This is a genomic window from Nostoc sp. FACHB-133, assembly GCF_014698055.1.
In the GTDB taxonomy this organism is placed as follows: Bacteria; Cyanobacteriota; Cyanobacteriia; order Cyanobacteriales; family Nostocaceae; genus Nostoc.
Map to the genome: position 1 here is coordinate 41,825 of NZ_JACJSH010000041.1, position 13,973 is coordinate 55,797.

At 41.4% G+C, this 13,973-nt stretch carries 13 protein-coding genes; 9 read left to right on the top strand and 4 right to left on the bottom strand.

The genetic code is table 11. The features are described 5' to 3' along the window. Positions 1 to 105: 105 nt before the first annotated feature. Both H6G86_RS26430 and H6G86_RS26435 read left to right on the top strand, forming a co-directional pair. Positions 106 to 723: an NUDIX hydrolase gene (locus H6G86_RS26430; RefSeq protein ID WP_190936806.1), complete on the top strand. Its 618-nt coding sequence runs from the start codon at positions 106 to 108 to the stop codon at positions 721 to 723. A gap of 361 nt (positions 724 to 1,084) precedes the next feature. Next, a complete protein-coding gene (locus tag H6G86_RS26435) occupies positions 1,085 to 1,342 on the top strand; it encodes a hypothetical protein (RefSeq protein WP_190936807.1) in 258 nt (85 codons plus the stop codon). Here the strand turns inward: H6G86_RS26435 and H6G86_RS26440 are convergent. Continuing rightward, complete coding sequence (locus H6G86_RS26440) at positions 1,325 to 2,638, bottom strand: ABC transporter ATP-binding protein (protein WP_190936808.1); 1,314 nt, start codon at positions 2,636 to 2,638, stop codon at positions 1,325 to 1,327. The genes H6G86_RS26435 and H6G86_RS26440 overlap by 18 nt on opposite strands. Positions 2,639 to 2,844: 206 nt before the next feature. Here H6G86_RS26440 and H6G86_RS26445 point away from each other — a divergent pair, with 206 nt between their 5' ends. From H6G86_RS26445 to H6G86_RS26465, 5 genes are all read left to right on the top strand, one after another. Then, positions 2,845 to 4,101 carry an FAD-dependent oxidoreductase gene (locus tag H6G86_RS26445; protein WP_190936809.1) on the top strand — a complete coding sequence of 419 codons (1,257 nt, stop codon included), beginning with the start codon at positions 2,845 to 2,847 and terminating at the stop codon, positions 4,099 to 4,101. A gap of 272 nt (positions 4,102 to 4,373) precedes the next feature. Next, on the top strand, positions 4,374 to 4,943 hold the full coding sequence (locus H6G86_RS26450) for a single-stranded DNA-binding protein (protein ID WP_190936810.1): 570 nt from the start codon (positions 4,374 to 4,376) through the stop codon (positions 4,941 to 4,943). 202 nt (positions 4,944 to 5,145) lie between these two features. Continuing rightward, entirely contained in the window at positions 5,146 to 5,421 is a 276-nt protein-coding gene (locus H6G86_RS26455; protein WP_190936811.1) for a hypothetical protein, read from the top strand. Positions 5,422 to 5,442: 21 nt separating this feature from the next. Next, positions 5,443 to 5,904, top strand: coding sequence for an HNH endonuclease (locus H6G86_RS26460; protein WP_190936812.1), 462 nt, complete (start codon positions 5,443 to 5,445; stop codon positions 5,902 to 5,904). A 232-nt stretch (positions 5,905 to 6,136) separates the two neighbouring features. After that, positions 6,137 to 8,023: an ABC transporter ATP-binding protein gene (locus tag H6G86_RS26465; protein WP_190936813.1), complete on the top strand. Its 1,887-nt coding sequence runs from the start codon at positions 6,137 to 6,139 to the stop codon at positions 8,021 to 8,023. Positions 8,024 to 8,214: 191 nt separating this feature from the next. Here the strand turns inward: H6G86_RS26465 and ureG are convergent, their stop codons facing one another. The 3 genes from ureG to ureE form a co-directional block, all read right to left on the bottom strand. Continuing rightward, a complete protein-coding gene (ureG, locus tag H6G86_RS26470) occupies positions 8,215 to 8,811 on the bottom strand; it encodes an urease accessory protein UreG (protein WP_099101675.1) in 597 nt (198 codons plus the stop codon). 87 nt (positions 8,812 to 8,898) lie between these two features. Beyond that, positions 8,899 to 9,591: an urease accessory protein UreF gene (locus H6G86_RS26475; RefSeq protein ID WP_190936814.1), complete on the bottom strand. Its 693-nt coding sequence runs from the start codon at positions 9,589 to 9,591 to the stop codon at positions 8,899 to 8,901. After that, entirely contained in the window at positions 9,566 to 10,012 is a 447-nt protein-coding gene (gene ureE / locus H6G86_RS26480; RefSeq protein ID WP_190936815.1) for an urease accessory protein UreE, read from the bottom strand. The genes H6G86_RS26475 and ureE overlap by 26 nt, the downstream gene beginning before the upstream one ends. An 862-nt stretch (positions 10,013 to 10,874) precedes the next feature. On the opposite strand from ureE, the gene H6G86_RS26485 reads away from it, so the two are divergent. Together H6G86_RS26485 and H6G86_RS26490 are read left to right on the top strand one after the other, a co-directional pair. After that, on the top strand, positions 10,875 to 12,074 hold the full coding sequence (locus tag H6G86_RS26485; RefSeq protein WP_206758447.1) for a VOC family protein: 1,200 nt from the start codon (positions 10,875 to 10,877) through the stop codon (positions 12,072 to 12,074). A 110-nt stretch (positions 12,075 to 12,184) separates the two neighbouring features. Next, on the top strand, positions 12,185 to 13,864 hold the full coding sequence (locus H6G86_RS26490; RefSeq protein WP_190936817.1) for an aldehyde dehydrogenase family protein: 1,680 nt from the start codon (positions 12,185 to 12,187) through the stop codon (positions 13,862 to 13,864). Positions 13,865 to 13,973: the final 109 nt, after the last annotated feature.

Consider the following 13,973-nt stretch of genomic DNA (forward strand, 5'->3'; position numbering starts at 1 on the left):
AATGGGGAATGGGGAACGGGAAATAAGATTAAAAATACTATTTTCCAATCCCAATGCCCAATCCCCAATGCTCAATGCCCAATCCTCAGTACCCAATCCCTAAATATGGAAACTAAATGGCTGGAGTGGGCGCAAAAGTTACAAGCGATCGCTCAAAATGGTCTAACCTATTCTGAAGGGCCTTTTGATATTGAACGCTATAAACAATTACGAGCGATCGCCACAGAAATCATGGCCACTTACTCGAACGTAGAACACAGCTATGTCCTCGATTTATTTAGCAGTGAAGTCGGATATGCAACTCCCAAAGTTGACGTGCGGGCGGCAATTTTCCGTGATGAGACTATATTGTTAGTCAAAGAAAAAGCTGATGGTTGCTGGAGTTTACCTGGTGGATGGGCTGATGTTGGCGAGTCGCCCAGTGAAGTAGTTGTAAAAGAAGTATATGAAGAATCTGGATATCAAGCACGCGCTATCAAATTACTAGCAGTTTATGACAGAAACAAACAGGGACATTCCCCGTTGCCGTTTTATGTGTATAAGCTATTTTTTAAATGTGAACTTATTGGTGGTTCTCCATCATCAAGTATTGAAACTGAAGATGTAGGTTTTTTCTCTGAAGATGCGTTACCAGAACTTTCCATCGGACGGGTGACGACAGCACAAATTACCCGGCTTTTTCAACATTATCGCCAACCAGATTTACCGACAGACTTTGATTAAAATAATTCGTAATTAGTAATAGATGCTCCAATACTTTTCGGTTAAGGGGGAAAGGGGAAAGGGGAAAGGGAAAAGGTTTGAATTTCCCTTTCCCCATTACCCTTTAACCTTTCCCCAGACCAAAAGAGAGATTATTGGGTTTAACCGAAAAGTATTGATAGATGCTCCGGCACGCTCCGCGTTAAGCGAAGCTATGCCGCAGGCTTTACGTAATTCGTAATTAAGTTTTGCAATAGGGATTTTAACCCCACCGCAAAACTTGTTGCTTGTTAGAAGCAAAGGACTTAGTACAGCTTTGTGTAAAAGCGTAGCGTTTTTAATGCAAGCCAATGCATTAACAATGTAAGCCGATGCGTTTTTAATGCAAGCCGATGCGTTAATAATGCAAGCCGATGCGTTAATAATGCAAGCCGATGCGTTAATAATGCAAGCCGATGCGTTAACAATGCAAGCCAATGCGTTAATAATGCAAGCCAATGCGTTAACAATGCAAGCCGATGTATTAACATTGTCGGGTATTGCCAAAATTAATTCGCTACGAATTAATGAAATGCTGTATTTACACCCCTCACAAATGTTAACCAATTTGACACGGTTACTTTTAAGGAAATATAGCTAACTGGGTTTCCGGGTCAAAAAAGTGAATTTTCTCTGGAGTTAGAGATAACCATAGTTGCTCACCAGGTTGTACAAGACGATCTGGTGGGATTCGCACTTGTAAGGAATTGGCTGTAGTGGCAGGCTGAGAACCAGGTTCGGCAATCTTAACAGCGAGAAAGGAATCGTTGCCAAGATTCTCTACCAAATCTACTTGCACTGGTAGATTTTTGGTAGCAGGCATACTCAAGTTCAAGTGTTCTGGGCGAATGCCTAAAATTAGAGTTTTTCCATCATATTTTTGTAAAGCTTTTCCCCAAACTTCTGGCAGGGTGAAACGCAACTGGGAATGCGTAATCAACTGTGGGGCATGGAATTCTACAGGAATAAAATTCATCGGTGGTGAACCAATGAACTCTGCTACAAAAAGATTGGCAGGGCGGTTGTAAAGTTCTAAAGGAGAAGCAACTTGCTGAATTTTACCCTCAGACATAATCGCAATGCGATCGCCCATTGTCATCGCTTCTGTTTGATCGTGGGTAACGTAAATTGTCGTTGTCCCCAGTTGGCGCTGCAATTTTACAATTTGGGCGCGGGTTTCTGCCCGTAGTTTGGCATCTAAGTTAGAAAGCGGTTCATCCATTAAAAACACTTGGGGGTCACGCGCGATCGCTCTTCCCAATGCAACCCGTTGTCTTTGTCCCCCAGATAACTGTTTGGGTAAGCGATTCAGCAATGTTTCAATTTGTAACAGTTGGGCAACACTACGCACCTGCTGATCTACCGCCCGTTCTTTGTCAGAAGTGTAGCGCAATCCTTTAGGCAACTTTCTTGTCGCCCCCACGAAGAGATTTTCTGCCCACGTCCGAAGATAGGGAGTATTTTCTCCTCTGCTCCCCTGCTCCTCGGCTCCCCTGCTTCCCCTACGGCGTAACCCAAAAGCGATGTTGTCATACACCGTCATGTGCGGATAGAGGGCGTAATTTTGAAATACCATTGCGATGTCGCGTTCTTTTGGTGGTAGGTCATTGATTAAGCGATCGCCTACCCAGATATTACCGCCAGTCATTACTTCTAACCCAGCGATTAACCGTAGCAAGGTACTTTTCCCACAACCAGAAGGGCCTACCAGCACCATAAACTCGCCATCTGCGATCGTCAGGTTAATCCGTCGTAAGACGTTAACACTTCCCGCACGTTCTTGCGCTGCATCAGTTTTCTCCCCAGGCGTGGGGGAAGATTGGTTTTGTGAGGTAACACCTTCGCCTTTACGTGAGGAAAAACTTTTATAAACGTTTTCTAAAATAACTTGGGACACAACTAATTTGGGGATTGGGCACTTGTACTGAGCGTAGCCGAAGTATGGGGCATTGGGCATGGGGCATTGGACAAATGACTAATGACCAATGACAGTTTAGCGCCCATCATAATACACCTTCTATGTAAATACGAAAAGTTAAAAAAACAGCTTGCACTATCAAAAGCAAACTACCCTAAATTTTAGGGCTGTCAGGAGGTGTTGTGATGACTACCGATGTACCTAAAAATCTTTCTCAAGACCCAAGTATTAATCCTGTCCATGACATTGTAGACGTACAAACCACAGATTGTTGCATTGTGGGTGGGGGCCCAGCCGGAGCAGTTTTGGCGCTGTTGTTAGCGCGTCAAGGCATTTCGGTGATGCTGCTGGAAGCACACAAAGACTTTGATCGCGATTTTCGTGGTGATACGATTCATCCATCGGTGATGGAAATTATGGAAGAATTGGGACTTAGCGATCGCTTGCTAGAACTCCCCCATGCCAAAATGCGCCAAATTAGGTTTAAAACTCCTGAAGATACTGTCACTTTGGCAGATTTTAGTCACCTAAAAACCCGCTACCCCTACATTACAATGCTTCCCCAGGTGAAATTTCTGGAGTTCATCACCCAAGAAGCACAAAAATATCCTAGTTTCCATCTGGTAATGGGTGCGAATGTGCAAGAATTAATTGCCGAAAATGGCGAAATTCAAGGTGTCCGCTATCGGGGAGGTGGTGGTTGGCATGAAGTCCGGGCAATACTGACAGTGGGTGCAGACGGTCGCCACTCACGTTTACGCCACCTGGGTGAGTTTGAATCCATCGAAACCTCGCCGCCAATGGATATTCTTTGGTTTCGCCTACCGCGTCAGCCAGAAGACCCAGAGGGGGGAATGGGGCGCTTTGGTCAAGGTAAAATCATCGCCATGCTTGACCGTGGTGATGAGTGGCAAGTTGCTTATGTCATCCCCAAGGGAGGCTATCAAAAATTGCGGGCTGAGGGTTTGGAGGAATTAAAAAAATCTGTTGTGGAAGTAGTGCCAGAATTCCAGCAACGCATCCAAAATCTACATGACTGGTCACAAATAGCTTTTCTCTCAGTCGAGTCCAGCCGCGTTAAACGCTGGTATCATCCGCGACTCTTACTCATCGGTGATGCTGCTCATATCATGTCCCCCGTGGGTGGAGTTGGGATTAACTACGCGATTCAAGATGCTGTCGTCGCCGCGAATGTACTCAGCAAACCGCTCAAAAACGGACAAGTACAACTTAGCGACCTAGCAAAAGTACAGCGTCAACGCGAGTTGCCCACACGCATCATTCAGGCGTTTCAAACTTTTATCCAAAAGCGGGTATTTGCGCCAGTTCTCACCTCAAATAACACCTTTGTACCACCTGCGTTTTTGCGCTTACCTATCTTGCGCGACCTACCAGCCAGGTTGATCGCCTTCGGTGTTTTCCCCTCTCACGTCAAGACTTAATTTTTGCCAATAATTTTTTCTCCTTCTTAAATTAATGGTACAATTATACTACTCAATGCAGAATTGAATGCTCAATTTAGTCAAGCGAGGGTGGCGGACGGCATACTTAATGCTGTTCAAAGCGATCGCTTGGCTTTTATGCTAGAAAGGACTAAAAACTCAGGCATTATTAAAAAATGCAAACAATTAAACATATCTAGATATTAATTGGCGCTACATAGAAAAACCCCAACTTTTTCAATCAGTACTTTTTGCAGTCAGGAGTAATTTTAATGAACAGTTGCGTTTTGATGGCGGAAATTATTAACGAGCCGCAACTCCGCTATACAGCCGATAATTTGGGAGTTACGGAAATGTTGGTGCAGTTTCCCAATTCCCTGAAACCAGAAGATCCGCCAGCCACCCTGAAAGTTGTCGGCTGGGGGAATTTAGCGACAGAAATTCAGCAAAACTACCACCAAGGCGATCGCGTCATCTTGGTAGGGCGTTTAGGCATGAATACTGTTCCGATGGAAGGTTTTAAAGAAAAACGCGCTGAATTGACAGTGCAACAAATTCAACCTGTTGGAGGTAGTTTTAATACCGATCCGTTGCCTTCAGCAACCGCAACTCCATCATTCACTGAAACTACTCCACGACAAGCATCAGCATCTCGTCCTCCCCAGAAAGAAGTTAACACTTACGAATCACCACGTCCAGCGCCTACTCCGGCTGCAAATCCTGTTGGCGTTGCTCCCCAAGCGACAAGTTATGAACCCGTACCCCAATCTACAAATTATGAGCGAACCACTTATCCAGCAGTGAAAGCGGAAGAACCAGATCCAGATGATATTCCCTTCTAAAGTTGTTAGTTGAGTGTGTGTTCAATTTGCTAACTAACATCACAATTAGATAATTTATACAAATAGCCATCCTTTAGGATGTGCTATTTTTTTGTCTACATTAACGCTTTGTATATTGTCGTCAGACATCGCTTACCTACTTTCTATCTTTCCATATAAGCTACAATCAAAATTACTTATCGATTAATTTCCCAGTGCTGCTATGACCATTTTTCTGCCACCGAAACTCAATAGTCTCCCAACAACACTACCCATTGAGGGCGCGGTTCGGATTGATTTGGAGGAAGGTATTCCAGTTTTTCGAGCATCTACTACTGTTCAAAGCCGCATTGAAGAATTATTGGCGAAACAGCAAAAAACTCCACTTAGCGCAGAGGAAGAAAAAGAACTTGATTGCTACGAAGAAATTGATGACTATATAAGCTTTGTAAATCGCACAATTCGTAATTTGGCTGTTGCTTCAAATCAGAAAGTATAATAAATTAAAATAAAATAAATTGTGTCTTCTCGTAGCAAGATTTCTGAATCTATACAAAAGCAGGTACATCAAAGTGCCAAGTACCTGTGTGAATACTGTCATGCATCTGAACAATGGCAATATGTGCAGTTCACGGTAGATCATATTATGCCGTTGTCATTGGGTGGAACAGATAATTTGGAAAATCTGGCGTTGGCTTGCTTTCACTGCAATCGCAGGAAGACAAATCGGCTGACAGCAACTGACCTTCAATCTGGAGAAGAAGTTTTACTGTTTAATCCGCGACAGCATATTTGGAGCGATCATTTTATCTGGTCTGTGGATGGACTGTTAATTGTTGGTTTGACACCTATTGGACGAGCAACTGTCACTGTATTAAACTTAAATCGGGAACGGGTTATCAATATTCGTGCAGCTGATAAAGAAATTGGTCGCCATCCACCAATGGACGATCCAATTCAAAGAAAAATTGATACAAACTAGTGATAGTCAAATGTCTACGACGGGCTACACCTACGCAAGATTGTTGCGAGGAGAGCAAGAGCCGATCGCAATTTGCAAAAGTCACAAGCAGTTCTATATCGCAAATGCGTGTATATTGTGGAAGTATGTGATAAAACTGCCAAAAAGTGTAAAAACCATATTTACTTAGCATATATATCAAAACTATTGTTAAAATCAAATAATTTTAAGTTAATATTTCTACCCAACTCCTATGAGAGAAACTGTCCTAGAGGTTCGCAATCTCCAAGTTGAATTTCCCGGTGATGGCAATACTGTCAGAGCTTTGGATGGTATTTCCTTTGGACTGCATCGAGGTGAAACTCTAGGAATAGTAGGAGAATCGGGGAGTGGTAAATCAGTAACAGCCCTAGCTGTGATGGGTTTGTTGCAAAGTCCCGGTATAGTTACTGGCGGTGAAATCTGCTTTCGTCCTCAAGAGAATGCCAACCCCATCGATTTGGTAAAGTTGCCTCCTGAGCAAATGCAGTTACACCGGGGTGGCGACATCGCCATGATTTTTCAAGAACCGATGAGTTCGCTTAATCCGGTTTATGACATTGGGTTTCAGCTAACAGAAGCGATTATGCGGCATCAAAAGGTGTCAGCAGCCCAAGCACGACAAATTGCGATCGCAGGTTTGCAAGAGGTTAAACTTCTACCTAGCGATGAGGAAATCGAGCAGCAGTATATCGAAACTTCGCATCAAACCAACAGCAATTCATCTAAACCAGAACCATCAAAGCTATCCCAGTTGGTTAAAGAACACAAAGAAGCCATGCTGGAACGCTACCCTCATGAACTTTCTGGGGGTCAGTTGCAACGGGTGATGATTGCAATGGCAATTTCTTGCAACCCATTAATCTTAATTGCCGATGAACCAACCACAGCTTTGGATGTGACGGTGCAAGCGACTATTTTGGACTTGTTGCGAGAATTGCAGCAAAGTCGTGACATGGCAATGATTTTCATCACCCACGACTTGGGGCTAATTTCAGAAATTGCTGATCAAGTAGCGGTGATGTATAAAGGCAAAGTTGTCGAATCTGGTATTTCCGATCAAATTTTCAGCAGTCCCCAGCATCCATATACTAAAGGTTTGATAGCTTGTCGTCCCACACTCAACCGTCGTCCCCAAAAATTACTCACTGTTTCTGACTACATGAGTGCAGAGGAGACAGCAACGGGACAAGTAGTAATTCAGGCGAAAGAACCTGCACTACCTATAGAAGTCACCACCGAAGAGATTGCTGAAAGATTGGCAAACTTCAATGAAAAGGAACCCCTACTGCAAATCCGCAACCTGAAAGTTGGTTTTCCAGTGCGAGGGGTATTTGGTGGGACAAAACGCTACAATATGGCAGTTAATGGCGTTTCTTTTGATGTCAAGCCAGGAGAAACACTAGGTTTGGTGGGAGAATCTGGTTGCGGTAAAACCACCCTTGGCAGAACCTTGCTGCGCTTAATTGAACCGATGAGTGGTCAGATTATCTTTGAGAAACAAGATATTACTAGCCTCAAAGGAGAACGGTTGCAAAAACTGCGGCGGGAAATGCAAATAGTCTTCCAAAATCCCTTTAGTTCCCTTGACCCACGAATGAAGGTTGGGGATGCAGTGATGGAACCTTTGTTAATTCACGCTGTTGGGAAGACAAAGCAACAACGACGGCAACGGGTAGTTGAACTCTTAGAACGGGTGGGGTTGAGTGCAGATGCGATGAACCGCTATCCTCATCAGTTTTCTGGCGGTCAACGTCAACGAATTTGCATAGCCCGTTCTTTGGCATTGAATCCTAAGTTTATCATCTGTGATGAATCAGTTTCAGCGTTGGATGTTTCAGTACAAGCGCAGGTATTAAATCTTCTCAAAGAGTTACAGTCAGACTTTCAGCTTACTTATATTTTTATTTCTCACGATTTAAGTGTGGTGAAATTTATGAGCGATCGCATTTTAGTCATGAATCGCGGTCAAATTGTTGAAGAAGGCACAGCCGAAAGCATTTACCAAGAACCCAAAGAGGAATACACGCAAAAATTAATCGCTGCAATTCCTACTGGTAGTGCTGAACGGGTGCGAAGTCGGCATCTAAGGGCTTTATAGAAATAGAATTCAGGAGTCAGGGGTCAGAATGGGCTAAACGCCTCGCTATCCATGTACAGCATGAATTCTTTACGAGTGGCGGATAGCGAGTTAGCTAGCGTCTGAATAAACGGTATTTTTGCATCCGCACTAAATATGCAGGTTTAGTTGTCTTGATTCTGAATTCTGACTCCTAAATTCTGAATTCTTTTTCAACAAATATTTGTGCAAACAAAGTTAATTACATCTGCAAGTCCAGACTGAGTTTTTAAATTAGTAAAAATAAAAGGTTTATCGCCGCGCATTTTTTTAGCATCTCGTTCCATCACATTTAAATCTGCACCAACATAAGGCGCTAAATCAGTTTTGTTAATCACCAACAAATCAGACTTGGTAATGCCTGGCCCGCCTTTGCGGGGAATTTTATCACCAGCCGCAACATCAATGACATAAATTGTTAAATCCACCAATTCGGGACTAAAGGTAGCAGCTAAGTTATCGCCACCACTTTCCAAAAATACCAAATCTAAATCGATAAAACGTTCTTCTAATTGTTCAATTGCCGCCAAATTCATGGAAGCATCTTCACGGATAGCGGTGTGAGGACAACCACCAGTTTCTACACCTAAAATGCGATCGCTTGCCAACGCCTGAGAACGCACTAAAAACTGAGCATCCTCCTGAGTATAAATATCATTCGTCACCACCGCAATCTGATACTGCTCACGCAATCCCTTACACAAAGCATCCACCAAAGCCGTCTTCCCCGAACCCACTGGCCCAGCAACCCCTACTCGAAATGCGTTTATTGTCATTTGTCATTTGTCCTTTGTAATAATTACGAATTACGTTAGCGTAGCGGGGCGTAGCCCATTACGAATTACGAATTATTTTGACTAACTCCTAAACAACCTTGTATACTGCGTTTCATGCTGCATACTCGCTAGCGACAAACCCCAACTACAACAAGCGAGTTCATCATCTTCCAACGCGAGAATTTCTAACGCCGCAGTGCTAAATAATGGTTGCAAATCTAGCAATAACTGCTGTCCTGCTGTTTGTCCAAGGGGAATGAGTTTCACGCCAGCAGTAATTAAATTACTTGCCCAACTATGCAGATATCCGAGTAATGCGGCTTGGATGCTAATTTGCCAATGAGCAACGGCAATACCAAAAGCGATCGCATAATTGCAAGGATTACCCACAACATTGGCAATAGGTATAATCTGCGGTTCTAGTTTACCAAGTAATTGGATGAGCGATCGCCCCATTTGCCAACTAGAGGCGCGTAATTCTTCTGTTTCCCTAGCAGCCGATAACCACAGATTCCAACGGCATAGCGACTCTACATCGCCTATTTTTACAGCTTGCTGCGATCGTACCATCACCGCCGCCTCTAACCGAATTGCCCCGTTGAGTAACTCTGATTTTAACCAATCTTTGAGATTTGTCTGGTTAGCGATCGTACCATTTTCCACCAACATTTCTAAGCCTTCAGAATAGCTATATGCTCCCACAGGCAAAGCGGGGCTAGCCAACTGTAAAATGCTCAAAAGATGGCTATTAGTGAGCATGATGGTGTTGTCCATAAGCTCCTAATTCTGGCTGAAACGGTAAAATTTCTTCTTTAACTTCTAACCCCATTTGTTCTAACATCGCACGTAAAACTGAATCTGAGGACAAGCGTAAATAAGTTGGAGTAATTTCTACAGGTACATGGCGATTTCCCAGATGGTATGCCGCTCGTAATAATAAAAGTGGTGTCTTGGCAAAGGCAGTCATCACCAGTTCTGGTTTGGCAGTAATTCTGATTAAACTGCTATGGGTTTCTTCTTGCAGAATATCGCCATCGTGTAAGACAGTTCCTCTGGGTAAATGTAAAAACACAACCTTACCATCTTCCGTTTCAAAGCGATGACGGCTCCGGGTACGTTCTTCTGCTGTTAACGCCAGAGTAAAAGTAACTGCGACATCGGGATTAGGGGGTTTCAGTTGGGTAAATGTCAGCATACAGAGTTTCGCTTGATCTTCCGCTTTTTATTATGGTTCTAATCATCACCTTCCTATTCCCTGTCACTTACAACCCTTTGAGTGACCAAATAATTACTAATTCGTAATTCGTAATTTAAGAGAGTCATTGAATACAGGGATAGTAATTTCGCCATTAAAAATATGTTTTCGCCAGGTTCCAAAGGTTTTTATCTTTTTTGGTTCTTTCATTTCACCCTGCTAGTCTGTCTCAACTGCTGTACTATGATCAAACTCTGAGCAAACAATGAATGGAAATCCTATGAATTGCCATAAGTCCAAATAAAATAGGACCTAAGCCACTGCATCTAAACTATATTTAGTAGCAGCATAAAAACTATTATTGGTGATTTTATCAGAGATTTGGTGTTTGCTCTCTTCTAAAAAATCATCTTTAGTAGTACAACAGTTCTTCGAAGTTGAAACCCTTGTTTTCTAATTAATTAGTTACTTGACTCACTTGGATAATCACCAAGTAGCCACTCAATAAAATCTCTACACGATAATATTTTTAAACTTAACCCGGTTTTTTGCTCCGATGATTATCATACCCTAATTGAAGTGATTTCACTTCATCGTCGTCAAGTTAAGAGACTACTTTGTTGAAATTATTTTGCTAAAGTTTGCTGCATATTTGTTGTATATCTATTGTCACTACGAATATAGTACCGTTAATATGATTTCCAGTTATCTAGTAGACTTGAAGAGTTTTTTAAAAGTCTTAATTTCCAAAGTCCTCTTATGTAAAGTTGAGATTTGAGTCGTTTGTCCAAACAAATAAAAGTAATTGTATCTCTCTCCAGATGTACAAAGTTTGTCAAATACCAAATCATAGTCCTATATAATGGCAAAAAACATGAACATTAAAAAAAATAACAATTCTTTGTTTACACAGATAAGACAAATATGTTTAGTAACAAATGATTTTGAAAGAACTGTTTATGGACTTTCAAAAGATCTTGGTATTGGTCCATTTAAATGTTGGGATCATAAACCACCACGTCTTTTTGATATTAAACTTTATGGTAAAGAAGTGTATTTTACAATGAAGTTAGCTATTGCTTGGATTGGTAATACTCAGCTAGAGGTTATTCAACCTTTAGAAGGACAAAATATTTATCAGGAGTATTTTGATACTTATAAAGAAGGTGTTCAACACCTCTTACTTGAGACTGGTAACTTAAATCTAAATAAAGCTGTAAACAGATTGGCTACAGTTGATTATTCCGTAATCCAAGAAAGTAAGCTTAATATTCCTGTGCAAATTGGCTTTCTTAAACTCCCTTCTATTCCTCGTATTTTCTCAGATTTATTCATTCCTAGATTTGTGTATTTAGATACAGAAAATTCTGCAAAAACAGTCATTGAAATACTACAGCTGCCACCTTTCTTATCAGCTAAGGCAGGTATTAGTATCGTTAAGCCAGATTATTGGATTCCAGAAGAAAATACTAATATTAATACTTCGTTATCAAATAGTTTTATTGATCAAATTTACAAAATTGGTATTATCACTCATGACCTTGATAAAACAGTTCGTAATTATGTCGAACGTCTAGGAATTTCTCCTTGGAAGGTGTACAATCTCCAATCCCCAAGACTATCAGAGACAAAAATACACGGCAAAAATGTTAATTTATCTATGCGAATAGCAGTCACGTATGTTGGTAATACTTTATTAGAGATTGTGCAGCCTTTGGATGGAATAAGTATATACCATGATCTACTTGATAAGCATGGCGAAGGTGTTCATTATATTGGGGTTGCTAGCGAAAAATTAAACTTTTCTGAATTGATAAAACATTTTAATAAATTAGGCTATTGTATTACGATGGAAGGCAAGCTAGAGAATGCGTATCATTTTGCCTATTTAGATACAAAATCTGTAGCTAAGATGATGATCGAAGTGATATCAATTCCAGCAAATGAAATTTCGGTGGCTCTTGAGAATCTTCAACCAGATGAAATTTATCCTAATTTGAATAAGAAAGAATTCAGGAGTCATAATTCAAAATTGAATTCTCTGCGACTAATGGATAAATAAACGGGTTGTTGAAATCAATCAAGATTTAACTTAATTAATAAAATTAATTAAGTTAAATTTTAAGTGTTTCTGAAACAATTGCACATTAAAAGTAAGATACAAACCTAGTCATGAAAAATCTTCCATCTGTTAAAGCTATATCTTTTGAGAATGCTGATGTACTGATTTCCCAACTTTCTAAGCATAAAGAAGCTTGGCTTCAGGTTGGAATTCCAGAACGGATTATCTATTTACGTTATTGCTTAGATGGAGTTCAGAAAGTAGCGGCTAAATGGGTCGAGAGAGTCTGTTTAGAAAAGGGAATTGACCCTACTAAATCTTTGGCAGGCGAAGAATGGTTAGCTGGGCCAATGGTTATTGTCCGAAATTTACGGCTACTCATCGAAGCTTTAGAAGCTTCTGGTCAGCCCAAGCCTAAGCGTTGGATTACTCGCCCAGATGGACAAGTGGTAGCTCAAGTACTTCCGGGAAGCTTCATAGATAACATTTTCTGGATGGGTTTTACAGGTGAGGTCTGGATAGAACCCGGTAAACCGACTACTCAAGGATTAATCTATCGAAAAAAGCATGATAAAGGAAGCGTTGCATTGATTTTGGAGGCAGGAAATAATTTGTCTCTTAGCCTGACGGACACTTTATATAAGTTGTTTGTCGAAGATCAAGTTGTGATTATCAAGATCAGTCAGATTAATGAATATGATATTTTTTTCATAGAAGAAGCATTTCGGTCACTGATTGAGGATGGTTTCTTCAAGGTAGTTTATGGTGATGCTGAACTAGGAAGCGACCTTTGTCACCATCCGGAGATTGATACAGTACACATCACGGGATCAGACCGCACTCATGATGCAATTGTTTGGGGAAAGACATTCGAGGAACAATTGCAACGTAAGGCTAGTAATCAACCTTTGTTGAAGAAGCCGATAACTTCAGAACTAGGATGTGTCACTCCTGTTTTGGTAGTTCCTGGTGTCTGGTCTAAGTCCGACCTAATCTTTCAGGCTCGGCATGTGGCAAGTATGGTCACGCATAACGCCAGCTTTAATTGTGATGCAGCAAAAGTGTTAGTGACTGCCAAAGGGTGGAAGCAGCGTGATACTTTTCTGGAGATATTACACCAAGAGTTAGCAGCAATCCCTACTCGTAAAGCATACTACCCAGGAGCTAGAGAAAGATATGAAGCTTTTCTAGACCAATATCCTCAAGCTCAAGCACTTGTCTATGCTGATGAAGAAAGCATACCTTGGACAGTGATTCCTCAAGTACCTCCAAAGACAGGAGAATATGCCCTCAATCATGAAGCATTTTGTGGTTTATTAGCAGAGGTTACTCTAGATGCTGAAGATCCAGGAGAATTTTTAGCCAAAGCCGTAAATTTTGCTAATCAAAAAGTTAAGGGGACACTTTCTTGCGTACTATTAGTACATCCTAAAACTGAAAAAGCTTATTCTACCGAGATAGATCGAGCGATCGCCAACTTACGCTACGGTGGTATTGGGGTAAATGTTTGGACAGGAATTATCTATGCTCTAGGGTTAACAACCTGGGGAGCTTTTCCCGGCAACACTCTGACAGATATCGGCTCTGGTCGTGGAGTAGTTCATAATACTTACATGTTTGATCATCCACAAAAATCTGTTGTTCGCTCCCCATTTCGGATTTATCCCAAACCTGCTTGGTTTGCAAAACATAAGAACTTACTACAACTTGGTCAACGAGTTACTGCTTTTGAGGCATATCCTACATGGGGTAAACTTTTGGATGTAGTTTTCGCGGCACTAAAGGGATAATAGAGGGATTTCCAAAAACACAAGAGACAGCAGATATTAAATAATAATCGGCGTTGTATAAATGCGAGATGATTTTGCTAGTTTTGTGGGATGGGTCGAAAAGCCCGTC